Source organism: Shinella sp. CPCC 101442 (assembly GCF_024704725.1).
Classification (GTDB): Bacteria; Pseudomonadota; Alphaproteobacteria; order Rhizobiales; family Rhizobiaceae; genus Shinella.
The window spans coordinates 85,921-105,124 of sequence record NZ_JALIQS010000009.1; the positions used below are offsets into that span (position 1 = coordinate 85,921).

Annotated in this window: 17 protein-coding genes; 5 read left to right on the forward strand and 12 right to left on the reverse strand. The window is 63.0% G+C overall.

Translation table 11 applies throughout. The features are described 5' to 3' along the window. Nucleotides 1-3: 3 nt before the first annotated feature. Nucleotides 4-1,239, reverse strand: a complete 1,236-nt coding sequence (locus tag MUO32_RS24970; RefSeq protein WP_257951076.1) for an FAD-binding oxidoreductase — start codon at nt 1,237-1,239, stop codon at nt 4-6. A gap of 223 nt (nt 1,240-1,462) precedes the next feature. On the opposite strand from MUO32_RS24970, the gene MUO32_RS24975 reads away from it, so the two are divergent. Beyond that, nucleotides 1,463-1,756: a hypothetical protein gene (locus tag MUO32_RS24975; protein ID WP_257951077.1), complete on the forward strand. Its 294-nt coding sequence runs from the start codon at nt 1,463-1,465 to the stop codon at nt 1,754-1,756. On the opposite strand, the gene MUO32_RS24980 is transcribed toward MUO32_RS24975, so the two are convergent. From MUO32_RS24980 to MUO32_RS24995, 4 genes are read right to left on the reverse strand one after another with little or no spacing between them, the layout of a single operon-like run. Then, entirely contained in the window at nt 1,750-2,631 is an 882-nt protein-coding gene (locus MUO32_RS24980; protein ID WP_257951078.1) for a metal ABC transporter permease, read from the reverse strand. The two genes, MUO32_RS24975 and MUO32_RS24980, sit on opposite strands and share 7 nt — an antisense overlap. Then, complete coding sequence (locus MUO32_RS24985; RefSeq protein WP_308311336.1) at nt 2,628-3,500, reverse strand: metal ABC transporter permease; 873 nt, start codon at nt 3,498-3,500, stop codon at nt 2,628-2,630. Before MUO32_RS24985 ends, MUO32_RS24980 begins: the two co-directional genes overlap by 4 nt. Further along, on the reverse strand, nt 3,497-4,357 hold the full coding sequence (locus tag MUO32_RS24990) for a manganese/iron ABC transporter ATP-binding protein (RefSeq protein ID WP_308311337.1): 861 nt from the start codon (nt 4,355-4,357) through the stop codon (nt 3,497-3,499). Before MUO32_RS24990 ends, MUO32_RS24985 begins: the two co-directional genes overlap by 4 nt. Continuing rightward, nucleotides 4,354-5,244: a metal ABC transporter substrate-binding protein gene (locus MUO32_RS24995; protein ID WP_257951079.1), complete on the reverse strand. Its 891-nt coding sequence runs from the start codon at nt 5,242-5,244 to the stop codon at nt 4,354-4,356. Before MUO32_RS24995 ends, MUO32_RS24990 begins: the two co-directional genes overlap by 4 nt. A gap of 210 nt (nt 5,245-5,454) precedes the next feature. Here MUO32_RS24995 and MUO32_RS25000 point away from each other — a divergent pair, with 210 nt between their 5' ends. Next, nucleotides 5,455-6,168, forward strand: a complete 714-nt coding sequence (locus tag MUO32_RS25000; RefSeq protein WP_257951080.1) for a hypothetical protein — start codon at nt 5,455-5,457, stop codon at nt 6,166-6,168. A gap of 129 nt (nt 6,169-6,297) precedes the next feature. Here the strand turns inward: MUO32_RS25000 and lysS are convergent, their stop codons facing one another. From lysS to MUO32_RS25015, 3 genes are all read right to left on the reverse strand, one after another. Next, the gene (gene lysS / locus MUO32_RS25005) at nt 6,298-7,791 is read right to left on the reverse strand and encodes a lysine--tRNA ligase (protein ID WP_257951081.1); all 1,494 of its coding nucleotides are present in this window, start codon (nt 7,789-7,791) and stop codon (nt 6,298-6,300) included. Between the two features lie 12 nt (nt 7,792-7,803). After that, nucleotides 7,804-9,273 (reverse strand): glutamate--tRNA ligase, encoded by a 1,470-nt coding sequence (gene gltX, locus MUO32_RS25010; RefSeq protein WP_257951082.1) that lies wholly within the window; start codon nt 9,271-9,273, stop codon nt 7,804-7,806. A 131-nt stretch (nt 9,274-9,404) separates the two neighbouring features. Next, complete coding sequence (locus MUO32_RS25015) at nt 9,405-11,177, reverse strand: SLC13 family permease (protein ID WP_257951083.1); 1,773 nt, start codon at nt 11,175-11,177, stop codon at nt 9,405-9,407. 485 nt (nt 11,178-11,662) lie between these two features. Between MUO32_RS25015 and MUO32_RS25020 the strand changes: the two genes are divergently transcribed. Next, nucleotides 11,663-12,733, forward strand: a complete 1,071-nt coding sequence (locus tag MUO32_RS25020; protein WP_257951084.1) for a porin — start codon at nt 11,663-11,665, stop codon at nt 12,731-12,733. Between the two features lie 52 nt (nt 12,734-12,785). Here MUO32_RS25020 and MUO32_RS25025 read toward each other — a convergent pair whose 3' ends face one another. From MUO32_RS25025 to MUO32_RS25035, 3 genes are all read right to left on the reverse strand, one after another. Then, nucleotides 12,786-13,535 carry a TerC family protein gene (locus MUO32_RS25025; RefSeq protein ID WP_257951085.1) on the reverse strand — a complete coding sequence of 250 codons (750 nt, stop codon included), beginning with the start codon at nt 13,533-13,535 and terminating at the stop codon, nt 12,786-12,788. A gap of 98 nt (nt 13,536-13,633) precedes the next feature. After that, the gene (locus tag MUO32_RS25030) at nt 13,634-14,485 is read right to left on the reverse strand and encodes an AraC family transcriptional regulator (RefSeq protein ID WP_257951086.1); all 852 of its coding nucleotides are present in this window, start codon (nt 14,483-14,485) and stop codon (nt 13,634-13,636) included. A gap of 74 nt (nt 14,486-14,559) precedes the next feature. Beyond that, nucleotides 14,560-15,216 carry a TetR/AcrR family transcriptional regulator gene (locus MUO32_RS25035; RefSeq protein ID WP_257951087.1) on the reverse strand — a complete coding sequence of 219 codons (657 nt, stop codon included), beginning with the start codon at nt 15,214-15,216 and terminating at the stop codon, nt 14,560-14,562. 143 nt (nt 15,217-15,359) lie between these two features. On the opposite strand from MUO32_RS25035, the gene MUO32_RS25040 reads away from it, so the two are divergent. Next, entirely contained in the window at nt 15,360-16,565 is a 1,206-nt protein-coding gene (locus MUO32_RS25040; RefSeq protein WP_257951088.1) for an HlyD family secretion protein, read from the forward strand. An 82-nt stretch (nt 16,566-16,647) separates the two neighbouring features. After that, on the forward strand, nt 16,648-18,240 hold the full coding sequence (locus MUO32_RS25045) for a DHA2 family efflux MFS transporter permease subunit (RefSeq protein ID WP_257951089.1): 1,593 nt from the start codon (nt 16,648-16,650) through the stop codon (nt 18,238-18,240). On the opposite strand, the gene MUO32_RS25050 is transcribed toward MUO32_RS25045, so the two are convergent. Further along, nucleotides 18,241-19,116, reverse strand: a complete 876-nt coding sequence (locus MUO32_RS25050) for a PhzF family phenazine biosynthesis protein (RefSeq protein WP_257951090.1) — start codon at nt 19,114-19,116, stop codon at nt 18,241-18,243. Between the last annotated feature and the right edge of the window lie 88 nt (nt 19,117-19,204).

Genomic DNA, 19,204 nt, shown 5'->3' on the forward strand with positions numbered 1-19,204 from the left:
CGTTTACTGGAAGCGGGCGATGGAGAAGGGGGCAAGTGCGCTTTCGCCTTCGCCGGCCAGCAACCGGGCGACATGGCGACCGGTCGTCGCCGAGAGTGTCAGGCCGAGATGACCGTGGCCGAAGGCAAAGGCGATGCGCGGATCGCGCGGATGCAAGCTGATGACGGGAATGGAGTCCGGTGTCGAGGGTCGGCGGCCCATCCATTCCGTCCCGCCGTCCTCCTGAAGGTCCGGCACGTAGCGGCGCATTTTCTTGCGCATGGCGGCGGCGCGTTTGTAGTTGGCGGGCGCTTCCGGCGAGGCAAGCTCCACCGCACCGCCGATACGCAGCGCGTTTTCGAAGGGTGTCGCGACAAAGCCGTGTTCGGAGAAGAACACCGGCATTTCCAGCGTGGTCGATGGGTTCATGAAGGTGGTGTTGTAGCCGCGCTCGGTTTCGAGCAGCACCTTCAGGCCGAGATCGGCGACGAAGCGGCGCGACCAGATGCCCGAGGTGATCGCCAGCCTGTCGAAGGTGAATTCACGTCCACCTTCGGTGCGCACCAGGACGCCGCTTTCCGCCTGCGCGACCGAGGAGACGGTGGCATCGACCAGGGCTGCGCGCTCGCGAAGCGCTGCCTGGAGCCGGCGCAGGAAGGTCAGCGGATATTCGAAGGTCTTGTGGCCGTCATTGAAGACCGCACCGGCAAAGGCGCCCTGCAAAGCCGGTACGCGGCGGCGGGCTTCCTGCACATCCAGCTTCTCGACATTGCAGCCGATCAGCCTGGCATTTTCCGTCTCATGCGCAAAAACCTTGTCGCGGGTGGTGGCACTGTCGAAGACCGTCATCGCGCCGGTGTCGCGGATATGGCCTGAAATGCCGGCGAACTGGCCGAGGCGCAGGTGGTCCGCCTCGGCGGTCTTCATGAGGTAGAGCAGGGCGGCGCGGCTGGCGGCGACCTTGCTCGCGCGGGCCGAGAGCAGCAGCCTGATGAGCCAGGGCGTCAGTGCGGGCAGGTCCTGCCATCGCAGCGTCAGCGGCCCAAGCGGGTCGAGCAGCCATTTCGGTACGGACAAGAGCATGTCCGGCCGCGCCATCGGATCGATCTCCGGCGTAGCGAGAATGCCGGCATTGCCGACGGAGGCTGGCAGGCCACCGGCGTCCCGCTCGAGGATGGTGACGGTGTGGCCCTGTTCGAGCAAATGCAGCGCTGAGGCGCAGCCGATAAGCCCGCCGCCGACGATACCGATATGCGCCATGATGTCCCGTATGCGTTGTATTCTGGTCTTTTTGCCGCCGGATGCGATGGGCCGGCGGGCGATTGCGGCGGACGATAGACGGAAAAGGCAAAGCTGTCGACCGCAGCTTCCCTATCCGCATCCGCTGGACATGTGCCTTGGGAAACAGCCGTCAGGATCAGGATATGCGATCTTTCTTCTCACGGAACGGACAGTCCTGTTCCCCCAAAGAGGAGAGAGACCCATGAAAAAATCGATCGTAACAATCCTTGCCATCGCAACGCTCGCATCGTCCTTTGCCGGTGTCGCAGCGGCCCAGAGCCGGGGTGACAATGGCGGCGGTCGTGGCGGCCACGGTGGTCGCGGCGGCAGTGACGGCCAGGAATACCTGCGTGCCATCAACCAGCGCCCGCGTTATGTGAAGGTCGAGGGCGACGTCTTCTGCATGATCGAGAAGGTCCGTCGCCATGACGCCTACGGCAATCGCTACTTCGAGCACGTCCGCAAGTGCGACAACCGGATCGTCGACGTCTACTGATCCGACGGTTGCGATGACATCGTCGCCTGTTGCCCGGCCTCCGTGCCGGGCTTCCGGCTTTCGAGCATCTGCCGCACGAAGGCGATGACAAAGAGGATGGTCATCAGGAGCACGATGGTGGGCGCCGGTGCGCTGTCGATGATGAAGCTCAGCCAGATGCCGACGAAGGACGCGCCCACGGCGACGCTGACGGCGACGAGAAGCATGCTCGGGAAGCGCCGGGTGAGGAGGGCCGCAATGGCGCCGGGGGCGACCAGCATGGCGATGGCGAGGATGATGCCGACCGCCTTCAATGCGCCCACGACGACAAGCGAGAGCACCGCCAGCAGGCCGTAGTGCAGCAGCTTCACCGGCAGGCCGATGGCGGAGGCATGCTGGCGGTCGAAGGCGTGCACCAGCAGGTCCTTGCGGAAGAGGAGGATGAAGCCGGTCGAGGCGATGGCGATCACGCCGGTTTCGATCAGGTCGAACGCCCCGATACCGAGCATGTCGCCGAAGAGGATATGATCGAGATGGATATCCGGCTGGATCTTCACATAGAGCACCAGGCCGAGCGCGAACATGCCGGAGAAGACGATTCCGAGGATCGTGTCCTCCTTCACGCGGCTGTTGTCCTTGAGATAGCCGGCGGCGAGCGCGCAGAACAGGCCGGCGACGAAGGCTCCGGCGGCAAAGGGCAGGCCGACGACATAGGCGATGACCACGCCCGGCAGCACGGCGTGCGAGACCGCATCGCCCATCAGGGACCAGCCCTTCAGCACGAGATAGCAGGAGAGCAGCGCCATCGGCACCGCGATCATCAGCGTCACCAGAAAGGCATTCTGCATGAAGGCGAGCTGGAAGGGCAGAAGGGCGAGTTCGAGCGTCTCGTTCATGGCTGGATGCCTTGCGCGGTTTCAAGCGCCAGCCGGCTGCGGCGGCGGGCGGCCAGCAGGCCGTGTTTCGGCGCGAAGAGGAAGGCGAGAAGGAAGATCGCCGTCTGCAGCACGACGATGATGCCGCCCGTTGCACCGTCGAGAAAATAGGAAGCGTAGGCGCCGACGAAGCTCGTGCCGGCGCCAAGGGCTGCGGCGATCACGACGAGGCGCTGGAAACGGTCGGTCAGGAGATAGGCCGTCGCGCCCGGCGTCACCACCATGGCGACGACGAGGAAGGCGCCGACCGTCTGCATGGCGGCGACCGTGGAGGCGCTGAGCAGCGTGAAGAACAGGATTTTCAGACCCGTCGGGTTGAGGCCGATGGAGCGGGCATGGCTCTCGTCGAAGAAGGTGACCATCAGGTCCTTCCATTTGAGCAGCAGGATGACCAGCGTCACGACGCCGATGATGGCGAGTTGCATCGTATCTTCGGGCGTGATGGCGAGGATATTGCCGAGCACGATGGTCTGGATGTTCACCGGCGTGGGCGAAAGCGAGACCATGAAGAGGCCGAGGCCGAAGAAGGAGGAGAAGATCATGCCGATGATCGCGTCTTCCTTGAGCCGCGTCTTCCGGTTGAGAAAGAGCATGGCTGCGGCGGCAAGCCCGCCGGAGAGGAAGGCGCCGGCCGCGAAAGGCAGACCCAGCATATAGGCGCCGGCAACGCCCGGCACGATGGAATGCGAGAGCGCGTCGCCGATCAGCGACCAGCCCTTGAGCATGAGATAGGCGGAGAGAAAACCGCAGATGCAGCCGACCAGCGCGCTCACCCACATGGCATTGACCATGTAGCCGTAACCGAAGGGTTCGAGAAGCGCGTCGATCACGGCGTCTTCTCCTCGCTATAGATGACGAAGGGGCGCTCGTCGTCGGTGATGACCTTTATGGAGCGCTTGTCCTCGTCGTCGTGCAGATCGTGTCCGCCGAGGATGAAATGGCGCAGCACCCCGCCGAAGGCGCGTTCCAGATTGGCCTCGGTGAAAGTTTCTGCCGTCGGGCCCGACGCGATGACCGTGCCCTTCACGAAGACCGTGCGGTCGCAGAAATCCGGCACGCTGCCGAGATTGTGGGTAGAGACCAGCATGACGCGGCCCTCGTCGCGCAGCTTTCCGAGCAGTTCGATGATCTGCTCCTCGGTGTTGACGTCGACGCCGGTGAAGGGTTCGTCGAGCAGGATGACCTGACCCTCCTGCGCCAGCGCCCGGGCGAGGAAGACACGCTTGCGCTGGCCGCCGGAGAGTTCGCCGATCTGGCGCTTGCGGAACGCGGCCATGTTCACCCGCGACAGGGCCTCGTCGACCAGGTCGTGGTCGCGCTTGGAGGGGATGCGCAGCCAGTTCATGTGGCCGTAGCGGCCCATCATCACCACGTCCTCGACAAGAACGGGAAATGTCCAGTCAACCTCCTCGGCTTGCGGCACATAGGCGACAAGGTTCTTTTTCAGCGCCTCGCGCACGGATTGGCCGAGGATGGTCACCTTGCCGGCGGCGACCGGAACGAAGCCCATGATCGCCTTGAAGAGCGTGGATTTGCCGGCGCCATTGACGCCGACGAGCGCGGTGATCGTGCCCTTCGGCACCGAGAAGCTGGCATTGGTGAGTGCGGTATGGCCGTTGCGATAGGTGACGGTGACATCCTCGGCGACGATGCCGTCGACCTTCTTCGTCTTGCTGCCCATCATCATTGCGACAGGCCTTTCACGATGGTCTCGGAGGTCACGCGCAGGAGGTCGAGATAGGTCGGCACGGGGCCATCCGCCTCGCTCAGCGAGTCGACATAGAGCACGCCGCCATAGGTGGCACCCGTCTCGGCGGCGACCTGCTTGGCGGGGTCCGCCGAAACGGTGCTTTCGGAGAAGACGACATGGATATTGTGCTCGCGCACCGCGTCGATCACCGCCTTGACCTGTTTGGGCGTGCCCTGCTGGTCGGCATTGATCGGCCAGAGGAAGAGCTCCTTCAGGCCGAAATCGCGGGTGAGATAGGAAAAGGCGCCTTCACTGGTGACGAGCCAGCGCTTTTCCGCCGGCAGCGCGCCGATCTTCGCCTTCATCTCCTCGCCGAGCGCCTGGATCTTCGCGCTATAGGCCTTGGCATTGGCGTCATAGATTGCGGCGTTTGCCGGGTCGAGCGCGACCAGTGCCTTGCGGATATTCTCGACATAGACGAGTGCATTGTCCGGCGACATCCAGGCATGCGGGTTCGGTTTACCCTGATAGGGTCCCTCGACGATGCTCATCGGTTCGATACCGTCCGAGATCGTGACGTTAGGCACGTCGCCGAGATTTCCGAGGAACTTCTGGAACCAGAGTTCGAGGTTGAGGCCGTTCCACAGCACCAGCTTGGCGTCCTGCGCTTTCAGGATATCGCGTGGCGTCGGCTGGTAGTTGTGGATTTCCGCGCCCGGCTTGGTGATCGATTCCACGACGACCGCGTCACCCGCCACATTCGCCGCGATGTCGGCGATGATGGTGAAGGTGGTTACGATCTTGGGTTTTTCCTGGGCGAAGGCGGGTACGGCAATGACAAGCGGCAGGCTTAGGATGAGGGCATGAAACGAACGGCGGAGCATCGGCTCTCCTGATCTGCTTTTGCGAATGAGTTGCAATAAACTATAGGGCGCTTTTACGGCCTGTCAACGCAATTGCAAATCATTCGCAAAAACGTCCCGAAATCGGACGCCGCCGTTTAAAACTTCCGAAACGCACCGCGCGTAGAGTGCGGACAGTTCACGCGCTCTCGGCGTGTTCGTGTTCCTGCGTTTTAAGAGAAGTTGCCGCCCGTGAAGCTGCTGCCGACCTCGTTCCGCCTGTCCCGGAAGCTTCTGATCATCCTTGCCGGTGTCATGGTGCTCACCGGTGCTTCCGGCGCCGCCGCCATCATCGTCGGGCGCGAGGCGCTGCTCGGGCCCCCCGCCGAGCAGGTCTCCGGTGCCGCCTGCACGCTCGTGACGACCGTGCGCCTCGATCGCAACGGCCAGCAATGGCTGCGCAAATATGTGCGCTCGGATGCGAAGGAAGCCGACATCCGCATCAAGACGGCGCTACGCGTTGCCGGTGCCGTGTCCAATCACGAGGAAGCCGATCTCTACCAGGTCATCCTGCTCGATGCCGCGGGTCCGGCAAACCGGGCAGACATGCGCGGCCGCGCCATCGGCGCCGAAGTGCTCTTCGCGCGCGATCCCTCGGCCATTCCCGGCATGACGGCGCCCTTCGTCGCCCGCTACACGGATGGCAAGCCTGCCGAGAACGGTGAATTTTACGGCGAGCGCAAGGAACTCTCGCTGGACGAGATCAAGACCATCGTGACCGCAATGGAAGACCGCGCCGATTGCGTCGATCCCAATGCCGTCGCCGAAGAGGGCGGAAAAAGCGGCGGCCATGGTGAAGCCAAGGCCGAAGCTGCCGAAGGCGGCCACGAGGCATCGGCCGGCGGGGAACATGCCGAAGCGGCTGAAGAAGGCACGCACGAAGTCGCAGCAGCAAGCGAGCACTAAGACACTCACCTGGATCGCCGCACGCCTGCACGGCGTAGGCTCTTTCACAATCCAACGCGAAAAACAGAACTGCCGCCACTTCGGCTCGAAACCGGAGTGGCGGCAGCGAATGTCTGCGCTGTATAGACCTCAGTCAGCCTTCGCCCGGCGCGCCGGGAAGAGGATGACGTCGCGGATCGACGGGGCGTTGGTGAGCAGCATGATCAGGCGGTCGACGCCGATGCCGAGGCCGCCGGCGGGCGGCATGCCCTGGTCGATGGCGTCCAAAAACTCGTCGTCGAGCTGCTTGGACTTCTCGCCGCGGGCATGGGCCTGTTCGAGCTGCTCGACCATGCGGGCGCGCTGCTCTTCCGGATCGTTCAATTCGGAAAACGCGTTGCCGAGTTCCCAAGTGTTGCAATAGGTCTCGAAACGCTCGACGAGGCGTGGTTCACCCGGCACTTCCTTGGCGAAGGGCGAGATGTCTTTCGGGAAATGGGTGACGTGGCTCGGCTGGATCAGCGTGCCCTCGACCTTTTCCTCGAAGAGGAAGGCCAGGCATTCGCCCCAGGTCCAGTCCTTCTCCACTTCGAAGCCGGCAGCCTTGGCGGCGGCGCGGGCTTCCTCATCCGTCTTGAGGGCGAGGAAGTCGATGCCGGTTACTTCCTTGACGGCGTCGGGCATCGGCACGCGCTTGAACGGGCCCTTGAAGGAGATTTCCTTGTCGCCATAGGCGAATTCCGTCGAGCCGTGGATCTTGACCGCCAGCTCGGCGAACAGGCGTTCCACGAGGTCCATGATGTCCTCGTAGTCGGCATAGGCCCAGTAGCACTCCATCATGGTGAATTCTGGATTATGCCGGGTCGACACGCCCTCATTGCGGAAGTTGCGGTTGATCTCGAACACCTTGTCGGTGAGGCCGGAGACCAGCGTGCGCTTCAGATAGAGCTCCGGCGCGATGCGCAGGAACATGTCGAGCTTCAGCGTGTTGTGATGCGTCTTGAAGGGCTCGGCCGTCGCGCCGCCATAGACGGAGTGCAGCATCGGCGTCTCGACTTCCATGAAGCCGTCGTTTTCCATGAAGCGGCGGATGCCCGAGACGATCTTCGAGCGCTGCTGGAAACGCAGCTTCGATTCCTCGTTGGTCATGATGTCGAGATGGCGCTTGCGGTAGCGGATTTCGACGTCCGCCACGCCATGCCACTTTTCCGGCATCGGCAGCAGGGTCTTCGTCAGCATGACGATCTCCTGCGCGTTGATCGTCAGCTCGCCACGCTTCGTGCGGCGCACGACGCCGGTGACGCCGATGATGTCGCCGAGGTCGATCATCGGCAGCAGCGCGCGCGCCTCTTCCGGCGTCGTGTCCTTGTGCGAAAAAATCTGGATTTTTCCCGAGGCGTCATGGATGTCCATGAACATGCCGGAATTGCGCGAGGAATAGACGCGGCCGGCCACCGTCACGACGTCGCCGCTCTCGGTGTCGAGTTCCAGCGTCTCGTATTTCTCAGCCAGCTCCGCATTGGTCATCGTGCGGTGGAAATGCGCCGGATAGACGTCGCCGATCGTCTGGCGCAGTTGGTCGAGCTTCTGGCGGCGAACTTCCGTCGGATCGGAGGAAAGGCCGGTTTCTGTCTTGTCGTTCATTCTTTTCTGTCCTTACTTTCCACTGCCGACCATGGAGGCGACGACCTGCGCGGCGACCTTCAGGCGCTGGCGCACGACGGAGCGGCCGAGGATGGCCATCGAGTCGAAAAGCGGCAGCGAGCGCGACGAGCCGGAGACGGCGACGAAGAGCGGGGCCACGACGACCTTCAGCTTCTTGCCGAGCCGGTCGGCGCTGGCGCGCAGTTCCGCCTCGATGCTCTCGACGGTCCATTCCGGCATCTTCTCAAGGTCCGGCTGCACCTGGTTCAGCACTTCCAGAATTTCTTCCGGAGTGGATTTCACCTTGGCGAAGGCATCCGGCGTCAGGCCGAGGTCCGACTTCAGAAGGAAGCCGGCGAGATCGGGCAGTTCGCCGAGCTTGGAAATGCGCGACTGCGACAGCTTCAGACCGTCGCGGATGCGGTTGTTCTCCATCGCCCAGTTCAGCACGCGGGCGGCGAATTCCTCTTCCGTCAACTGCTCGCGCAGCCAGCGGCCGTTCAGCCAGTCGAGCTTCTGGATGTCGAAGATCGCGCCGGCCTTGGAGAGATTTTCCGGATCGAACTTTTCGGCGAGCTGATCCATGGTCAGGAGCTCTTCGCCCTCGGCGATCTGGATGAAGAACAGGCCGAGGAAGTTCATCAGCGCCTCGGGCAGGTAGCCGAGCGCGGAATAGTAGGAGATCGAGGTCGGGTTCTTGCGTTTCGACAGTTTCGACTTGTCGTGATTGCGCATCAGCGACAGGTGCATGAAGACCGGCGGCTCGAGGCCGAGATATTGATAGATGAGAATGTGCTTCGGCACCGAGGCGAGCCATTCCTCGCCGCGCGCCACATGCGTGATCTTCATCAGGTGGTCGTCGACCACGTTCGCCATGTGATAGGTCGGCATGCCGTCGGCCTTGAGCAGGACCTGCATGTCGACGGCATCCCACGGAATCTCGACTGGGCCGTAGACACCGTCGACGAACTTGCAGGAACCCTCGGTCGGGATCTTCATGCGCACGACATGCGGTTCGCCGGCGTCGACGCGCTTGGTGACTTCTTCTGCGGACAGGTGCAGGCAGAGACCGTCGTATTTCGGCGGCTTGCCGGCGGCGCGCTGGCCCTCGCGCATCTGCTCCAGCCGCTCGGGCGTGCAGAAACACTTGAAGCCGTGGCCGTTGGCGACGATCTTGTCGACATAGGGACGGTACATGTCCTTGCGGTCGGACTGGCGATAGGGGCCGTAGGGGCCGCCGATGTCAGGGCCTTCCGACCATTCCAGGCCGCACCATTTCAGCGCGTCAAGCACCTTCTGCTCGAACTCGGGCGTCGAGCGCGTGGCGTCCGTATCCTCGATGCGCAGGATGAAGGTGCCGTTGTGCTTCTTGGCGAAGAGATAGTTGAACAGCGCGATATAGGCGGTGCCCACGTGGGGTTCGCCGGTCGGGGAGGGTGCGATGCGTACGCGAACGCCGGATGCGGTTCCGGAAGTGCTCATGATATGGCCCGTCTTGACTTATGGAAGGAAGAGCCCGGATTTGTGCCGTTTTACATGGGCGGAAAGGGGCTTTCCGTTGGGCTGGTTGAGACCATATTCAGCCCGGCGCGTCAAGAAAAACTCCGCCCGCGCTATTGCACGGGCCAGACGACGAGCAGTGCAGGGATGCTGACGAGCAAGATGAGCAAGGATAGCGGCAGGCCGACGCGCGGATAATCGGCGAACTTGTAGCCGCCCGGGCCCATGACCAGCGTGTTGCACTGGTGGCCGACGGGGCTGAGAAAGTCGCAGCCCGCACCGATCGCCACCGCCATCAGGAACGCCTCCGGCTTGTAGTGCAGGGCACCCGCGAAACTTGCCGCGATCGGTGCCATGACGAGCACGGTCGCCGCATTGTTGAGGAAGGGCGTGACAGCCATGGCGGTGAGGAGGATCAGGGCGAGCGCGCCGAAGGGTGGCAGGTGTACGGCGACGGCGCCGAGCCAGCCGGCGATGAGTTCGCTGGCGCCCGTCGTGCGCAGGCTGTCGGAAACGGGAATGAGGGCTGCCAGCATGACGAGGATCGGTCCGTCGAGCGCGCCGTAGGCCTCGCGCAACGGCACGGCGCGAAACAGGACCATGGCGACGGCGGCGGCGAAGAAGCCGGTCGCGACCGGCACCAGGCCAAAGGCCGTCGCTGCCATGGCGGCAATCAGGATCAGGACGGGAATGATCGCCTTGCGCGGCGAGCCCAGCAGGATTTCGCGTTGCGCCAGCGGCAGCAGGCCGAGTTCCGGCAGCAGGGTCGGCAGGGTGCGATTGTTGCCCTGGATCACGATCACGTCGCCGGGACGCAGGCGCACGGCGGACAGCTTTTCACGCAGGCGCTGGCCCTGGCGGCTGACGGCAAGCAGGTTGATGCCATAGGAATGGAAGAGCGCGATGCTGCGGGCCGAAATATCGATGAGGCGCGATTCGTTGCCGACGACGACCTCGATGGCACTGATCTCATCCGCTTCGCCGCGCCCTGCGCGGATCGGTTTGCCCGACAATGTCAGGCCCGCGGCGGAAACCACCTTGTCGAGCGCGCTTGCCGTGCCCTCCATCAGGATTGTGTCGCCTGTGGCAAGGCGCACGTCGGGCAGCGGCGCAAGATGCACGTGGCCGCGAATGATGGCGGTCGCGATCACGTCGCCGTCGCCGTTTCGCAGCACGTCGTTCAACGACTTGCCGACAGAGGGCGACCCCTCCGCCAGCGTCGCATCCGAGGAATAGGCGGACGCCTCCAGCGATTCCTCGATGCTTGCATTGCCGTTCTCCCGCTCGGGCACGATGCGGTTGAAGAACAGCATGAAAAGGATGCCGCAGACCGTCAGCACCGCGCCGACGGGCGTGAAATCGAACATGCTGAAGCTCTCGCCCGTGATCTCCTCGCGCAGCCGCGAGACGACGATGTTCGGCGAGGTGCCGATCTGGGTCATCAGTCCGCCCAGCAGGGCGGCAAAGGCCATGGGCATCAGGAATTTCGAGGCCGGCGTGTTGGATTTCTTGGCGAACTGGAAGGCGAGCGGCATCATGATGGCAAGCGCGCCGATATTCTTGATGAAGGCCGAAAGCACGGCGACGGAGACGAGCAGCAGCGCGAGCTGGCTCTGTTTCGAAGTGAGGTTCGGGAAGAAGCGTTTGACCGCCACATTGACGATGCCGGAGCGCGCAACGGCGGCGCTCACCATCAGGGCGCTGGCGACAATGATGACGATGTCGTCGGAAAAACCGGAAAAGGCCTTGTCGAAGGGCACGATGCCCAGCGCCAGCGCCAGCAGCAGCGAGCAGCAGGCAACGAGATCGTAGCGGAACCTCCCCCACATGAATGCCGCCATCATCAGGGCGATGACGACGAAGGCGAAGGTCTGCTCAAGGGTCATGAAGTAGGTCCGTGCGGCGGGACGATGTCTGGATGGAATTCCGTCGATGCCGGCCGGGTTCCGCTGCCGAACGACGGAAACACGGCGGTCTCTCCTGGAACAATCCCTCCGTGACAAGGTTTTCCAAGGGAAGACGGGTCGTGTCAACCGGACATGACGGAGATGGAGAACGCAGGGATTTTTCCGGTTTCTCCCGGCGGCCAACGAAATGGCAGGCGAGCTCCCCACCCGCCCGGCCCGTCTTCGTCCCCTTGATCTTGCTGGGCTTTTGGTCGCGACTTACGGTCGAGCCAAGTAAAAACGGAGTGTCAAATCAGATTTCCCGCAACATGTTGTCTTGTAAAGATTATGTGTGGTAGCTTTGAATGAATGTTCAGCTAGCGATCGGGGGATTCGGCATGGCGGAAAGGACAGGAAACACACGAAAATTTTTTGACGCGAGGAAGGGGATTTCTCTCTTTTCCGGGACGGCGGCGGCGTTGGTGATGGTCGGTTGCGCCCAGGCGGCCGACGCGATTGTCGCGGCCGAGCCCGAGCCGATGGACTATGTCCGCGTCTGCGATGCCTATGGCACCGGTTTCTTCTACATTCCCGGCACGGAAACGTGCCTGAAGATCGGCGGCTATGTCCGTTTCGATATCGGCGTGGGCAACATGCCCGATTACGGGCTTGGCGCCGATGCGCCCGATGATTTCGACACCGATGGTGACGGCATTGCCGATACCGGGGACGGCAAAGGGGATGCATCCTACCAGCAGGCGCGTTTTGCGCTCGACGTCGATGCCCGGTCGGACACTGAATACGGAACCTTGCGCGCCTACACGCGCCTGCATTTCAACTACGACCAGGACGCGACCGACAGCTATCACTATATCGAGGTCGAATATGCCTATATCGAGCTCGGCGGCTTCCGCGTCGGCATGAACGACTCGCTGTTTTCCACCTTCCCAAGCTATGCCGGCTACGTGATCAGCGACGATCTCGGTGTTCCCTATGGGCCCTTCGAAACAAGCCAGATCGTCTACACCCATACCGGCGACAACGGCTTCTCCGCCACCGGCGGTCTCGAACTGCCGGGGGATGGCTCCAACAATTCCGACTATGTCCCGAACATCGTCGCCGGGGCCTCTCTCACCAAGGACTGGGGAGCGATCACCTTCATCGCGGCTTACGACGCGGTGGCGCAGGAGGGCGCGGCAAAGCTGCGGCTGGACCTGACATTGAGCGACAAGGTTTCCGTCTTCGCGATGGCCGGCTACAGCACCAACGATCCGGCCGGCACGGGTGTCGGCAATACCGACAGCAACAATTATTATGCCCAGTGGAACGGTGATTGGGCGGTCTGGGGCGGGGCCAATTTCCAGGTCACGGACAAGCTCGCTTTCTATACGCAGGCCGCCTATGACGAGGACGAGAATTTCGCCTTCGTCGCCGATCTTCCCTATACGGTCGTCGACGGTTTCACCGTCACACCCGAGCTTGCCTATCGCGACAATTTCGACATCCCGGACGCGGATGCATGGGGCGGTTACCTGCGCTTCGAGCGCACGTTCTGATACGATGCACTAGAAGAAAAGGGCCGGCGTTCCGCCGGCCCTTTCGTTTGTGTCAGTGTCTGCTCGACTTGTTCTTCTGCCGCGCATTGCGCGAGATCATGTTGAGCAACTCCACGACGGCCGAGAAGGCCATGGCGGCGTAGACGTAGCCCTTCGGAACATGGAAGCCCATGCCTTCGGCGATCAGGGTCGTGCCGATCATCATGAGGAAGGCGAGTGCCAGCATGACGATCGTCGGGTTCCGCTCGATGAAATTGGCAAGCGGCGTGGCGGCGACCAGCATGACCGTGACGGCGACGACGACGGCAATCACCATGATCGGCAGGTGCGGCGTCATGCCGACGGCGGTGATGATGCTGTCGACCGAGAAAACGAGGTCGAGCAGCAGGATCTGGCCGATGGCGGCGGCAAAGCTCGTCGTCACCGGGCCGCCGACCATGTCTTCCTTGTGATCGATCGGGTCCACATTGTGGTGGATTTCCTTGGTCGCCTTCCAGACGAGGAAGAGACCGCCGGCGATCAGGATCATGTCCTTCCACGAATAGCCGTGGCCGAAAAGTTCGAAGATCGGGGTCGTGAGCTGGACGATCCACGCAATGGTGCCGAGAAGCGCAAGGCGCATCACGAGCGCAAGGCCGATGCCGATGCGACGGGCCCGTTCACGATGTTCGGGTGGCAGCTTGTTCGTCAGGATCGAAATGAAGATAAGGTTGTCGATACCGAGAACGACTTCCATCACGATAAGCGTGACAAGTGCAATCCAGGCGGCCGGGTCTTGCATGAGCGCAAGAATGCTGTCCATCCGGTCTTCCTCTCCTAAAATACGGTTTGAGAATGGACTTCCGTATGTATGCAGAATTCAACCGCTGGCAAGCCGGCCGACCGCCGTTCCCGCCAATATCACGATTTCGTCATCTGATCGGCGAGCGGTAACCAGATTTCGACGCGGCCGAGCCCGGTTTCCGGGTCGAAATCCTCGCCGTAGAATTCGAGCACGTCGGGAAACGCGCCGACCGTGCGGCCTGAAGCCGGCAGCCAGGTGCGGAAGGCGGCATCGACCGTTGCCGGAATGCCGTTGACGTGGCCGTGATGCTGGAACATGGCCCAGGTCTGCGCCGGCACCTGGACGGTTTCCAGTTCGGCGGGCAAGTCAGCGCCTTTCGTTACCCGCGCCCCGGCGACATAGCGGAAGCCGGGTTTGCCCGGCTGCATGGTGCAGAGCCCGTAGGCGGTCCTGTCCGTCTGTCCCGGGATATGGCCGAAATAGGCGTTGAACTTCTGCCACAATGCGGGAATGCCGGCGGCCTTGCCGGGTTCGAACTCGGCGCCGAGGCCGGCGATGGTGAAGGCGTCGAGCGTTTCGAGCCGGGGTGAGGGCAGGCTGCTTTTCTCAAGGGTGGACATGCGGATGGGCTCCTGAAGCGTGAGGCCGGCAAGGTCGCGCCGGGTGCGGAGTGTTTCGGGTGTCACGCCGAACTCCGCACGAAAGGCGCGGGTGAATGCCTCATGGGAGCCGTAGCCGGCATCCAGCGCGACGGTCAGGATGTTTTCGGCTCCGCCGGCAAGCTGGCGGGCGGCCTCCGAAAGACGGCGCGCGCGCAGATAGCGGTTGAGATTCTGCCCGGTCATCTCGCTGAAGCGCCGCGACAGGTGGTGTCGTGACATGCCGGCCATGGCGGCGATTTCGGAGAGCGCGACGGCCCGGCCGAAATGGCTTTCGATGAACCAGATGGCTTTCGCTACGGGATGCACGGCGTTGGTCGCTCCTCATGGACAGCCATCTTATGGCGTCCTTCAAGGCCCGTCACTTGATCGCGGTTGCGCGTTTACTTCGCGCCGTATGCCGCAAGGAAGACGCGGATCGCCGAGGTCACGTTTTTCTCGATCACCGCCTTGGCCGGCACCTCTTCCATGGCGCCGAAGATGCGGGGCTTGAAGAGGCCGACGGTCGTGAGCTCGATGAACTGCTTGGCGGCGTGCGTCGTGTCATCGCAGGCAAGGATCCCGGCTGCGACCTGCCGGTCGAGATAGTCCTGCAGGACCGAAACCGGGTTGATCGACGATGTGGAGAAAAAGCGGCTACAGAGCGACGGCAGGCGGTGGTTGGCGGCAATCACCATGCGCATGGCGCGGATCGTGTGGTCCGCCGTCATATGCGTGGCGAAAAGCATGCCGAATTCCCTGAGTGCCTGGTCGAACGGTTGGCCGCCGTCCAGCGCATGACGGATCGTCTCGGTGATCCGGCGGCGCTCGCGCTCGATCATGTCGCCGAACAGATCCTCCTTGTTCTGGAAGTAGACGTAGATCGTGCCCTTTGAGACGCCGGCCGCGCGCGTGATATCGTTCATGCTGGCGGCCTCGAAGCCCTGCTCCATGAACACGCGCTTGGCCCCGTCAAGGATCTGTTCGCGCTTGGCGGGGTCTTCGCCCGCCACGCGGCGACCCGTCTGCGAGGTGGCCGATCTGTCGTCTATGATGTCCATCTGCCTTTCCGAACCTGATATCTGGTGCGAAGTATTTCGAACCATGCGGTTCGATTTCACTTGATATGCGGGATAAACAGGTCTATGTCAAATCGAACCGAACGGTTCAGTTCAATTTCACCCCAGAGAATGGTGGCATGCGCATGTCGACTTCCCATGGCGCCGGCACGGCGAAGGTTCGCCCGGTCAACGACGATTTCCAGGCTGAGACGTCCGAGGCAAAGCCGGTGACGACCGCCGAGGCGGCCGCGCCCACCGCTGCAGTATCCGAGCCCGAAAAGAAGAAGGGTGCCCGCCGCTTCATGTTGCCGATTGTCGGCCTGGCGCTGCTTTCGGCCGCCGGCTGGTACGGCTACCAGTGGTGGACGCACGGCCGCTTCATGATCTCGACGGACGACGCCTATATCGAAGGCGACATCGCCTCTATATCGCCGAAGGTCTCCGGTTATGTCGCCGCCGTCAATGTCGTCGCCAACCAGGCGGTCAAGGCCGGCGATCCGCTCGTCACGCTCGATGATGGCGACTACCTGCTCGCCCGCGAACAGGCCGAAGCCCAGATCGCGACGCAGAAGCTCGCCCTTCACCGCATCGATGCGCAGATCGACGGCGCCAAGGCGAGCCTTGCCCAGGCCGAAGCCCAGAAAACCGCCTATCAGGCGGCGCTGAGCGGCGCCCAGGTCGCGGAAAAGCGCGCCAAGGAACTGGCGGCGAAGGAAGTCGGTACGACCGCCTCGCTCGACAGCGCCACCGTCGCGCTCGATCAGGCGAAGGCCAATCTCGTCGGCGCGGATGCCAATATCGTGTCGGCGCAGGCAAGCATCGCCGTGCTCCAGGCACAGCGCGCTGAATCCGACAGCGGTATCCGCACGCTGGAACTCGCCCGCGACAAGGCTGTCCGCGACCTTGGCTTCACCGTGCTGAAGGCCCCCTATGACGGCGTCGTCGGCAACATATCGGTGCAGGTCGGCGACCTCGTTTCGGCCGGCGGGCGCCTTGCGGCTCTCGTTCCGGTGAAGGACCTCTATATCGAGGCGAACTTCAAGGAGACGCAGATCGCCCATCTCGTGCCCGGTTCGAAGGTGCATCTGCATGTAGACGCCTATGAGGATGACGACATCCTTGGCACGGTCGAATCCATCGCGCCGGCCTCCGGCTCGGTCTTCTCGCTGCTGCCGGCGGAAAATGCCACGGGCAACTTCACCAAGGTCACGCAGCGCGTGCCGGTTCGCATCGCGCTTCCCAGGGATGTGCTCGATACCGGCAAGCTCCGCGCGGGCCTGAGCGTCGTCGTCGACGTCGATAGCCGCACGGCGCCTGAGGGCACGGCGGTGGCCGCGAAGGCCGAGTAAACACGAACGGATTGTTTTGACTGCATCCTGCGGCCGGGCGTTATCGCCTGGCTGCAATGCTTCCAGCAAAGGAACGCGGGCCATGGCCGCGACCGCCCAACCGACAGCAGGTAGCCTGATCGTCGCGCCTGCCCAGGCCGATAAAGTTCCCGTCCGCCGTGTCATCGCATTCTTCGCGATGGTCTTCGGCATGTTCATGTCGATCCTCGATATCCAGATCGTCTCCGCCTCGCTCTCTGAAATCCAGGCCGGCCTCGGTGCCGGCGCCGATGAGATCGCCTGGGTGCAGACGTCCTATCTGATCGCCGAAGTCATCATGATCCCGCTGTCGGGCACACTGGCGCGCATCGTTTCGACGCGCATCCTCTTCAGCTTCTCCGCCGCCGGCTTCACGCTTGCCAGTGCGCTTGCCGCCACTGCGACGAACATCGACCAGATGATCGTCTACCGCGCCATCCAGGGCTTTATCGGCGGCGGCATGATCCCGTCGGTTTTTGCGGCGGCTTTCACCATCTTCCCGCCCTCCAAGCGCAACATCGTTTCGCCGATGATCGGCCTCGTCGCGACGCTTGCGCCGACGATCGGCCCGACGGTCGGCGGTTATCTCAGCCACGCCTTCTCCTGGCACTGGCTGTTCCTCGTCAACATCATCCCCGGCATCATCGTCACGGTCCTGACCTTCAACCTGATCGATTTCGACAAGCCGGAATTCGGCCTGATCAAGCGCTTCGACTGGTGGGGGCTCATCTCCATGGCGGTTTTCCTCGGCTCGCTGGAATACGTGCTGGAAGAGGGCAACAACAAGGACTGGTTCAGCGACGAGCATATCGTGCTCGGCACGGTCGCCATCGTGATCGGCGGCATCGTGTTCTTCTGGCGAGCCTTCAAGGTGCCGTTCCCCGTGGTGGATCTGCGCGCCTTCGCCAACCGGAACTTCGCCTTCGGATCGATCTTCTCTTTCGTGATGGGCATCGGCCTCTACGGCCTCACCTATCTCTACCCGCTCTATCTCGCCCGTATCCGTGGCTACGATTCGCTGATGATCGGCGAGACCATGTTCGTCTCGGGTCTCGCCATGTTCCTGACGGCGCCGATTGCCGGCATGATGTCGTCCAGGCTCGATCCGCGCGTCATGATGATGATGGGTTTCGGCGGTTTCGCGCTCGGCACCTGGTCGATGACGCAAATGACGGCCGACTGGGATTTTTACGAGTTGCTGGTGCCGCAGATCCTGCGCGGCGTCTCGCTGATGATCTGCATGGTGCCGATCAACAACGTGGCGCTCGGGACGCTGCCGCCTGACCGCATCCGCAACGCATCCGGCCTCTTCAACCTGACGCGCAACCTCGGCGGTGCGGTGGGGCTGGCGGTCATCAACACCATCCTCACCCAGCGCACGCAGGAGCACTATCTGCGCCTCTCCGAACATGTGCAGTGGGGCAATCCCGAGGCTCTCGAGCAGCTCAACAACATGGCGGCGAATTTCAACGCCCATGGTCTCGACGGGCCGACGATCGCGATCAAGAAGATGGCCGGCATGGTGCAGCAGCAGGCCTACATCCTCTCCTTCATCGATATCTTCCTGCTGCTGACAGGCCTGTTCGCAACGCTCGTCATCTGCGCGCTGGCAATCCGCAAGCCGCAGGCCGTCGGCGGTGGCGGCGGCGGTCACTGATCAGACGCTGATCGTCCCGCTCATGACGGGCACGCACGCGCCACCGATGCGCACCGTGCCGGCATCGATCTCGACGCAGAGCAGGCTCGGGCGCCCCATGTCGATGCCCTGCGCCACCTCGAAACGGCGCTGGGCGCTGCCTTCCAGCCTGGCGATGAGGGCGCAGGCCGCCGCTGTCGCGCTTCCTGTCGCCGGGTCTTCCGGCAGGCCGTCGAAGGGCGCGAACATGCGCGCGCTGAAATCGACCGCGCCGTCCTCCTCGGACAATTCCCGGCAGTAGAGATAGATCGCGTCGGCATCCTCGGTCGGCAGGATGGCGGAGAAGGCGGCGATGTCCGCCTTGGCGCGCCGCAGGGCGTCGCGTCTTGCGATTTCCACGACGATGAAGCCGAGGCCGACCGAGGCGATGCAGGGCCGATGCGCGCCAAGCGCGATATCCGCCTCATCGAGCGACAGGCAGGCTGCGACACTGGCCGGTGTGAAGTTTCGGCCGACGGTCAGCGGCTGCGGCGCGGTCAGCTGTATCGTGTCCACCTCGCCGTCGATGCGCAGGATTCTCGCCCGCACGAGGCCCGCTGCTTCCTCGAAGATGAATTCCTCCGCCGTCTGCTCGGCCAGCGCCAGCGCATAGGCGGTGCCGACATTGGGATGCCCGGCGAAGGGCACTTCGACCGTTGGCGTGAAGATGCGCACATGGGCCGTGTGGCGTGCATCCTGCGGCCGCAGCACGAAGGTCGTTTCGGAATAGTTGAACTCGCGGGCGACGGCCTGCATTTCCGCGTCCGTCAGGCGGTCCGCATCCAGCACAACGGCAAGCGGATTGCCGCCGAAGCGGCTTCGGGTGAAGACATCCAGCGTGTGATAGGTGAGCTTCATCGTCGGTCTCCGTTGATGCCTTGGTAGCAAGTTCGTTTTCACGCCTCAAGGCGCGCTGTACCTCAGCGTCATCCTGATTCAGAATGTG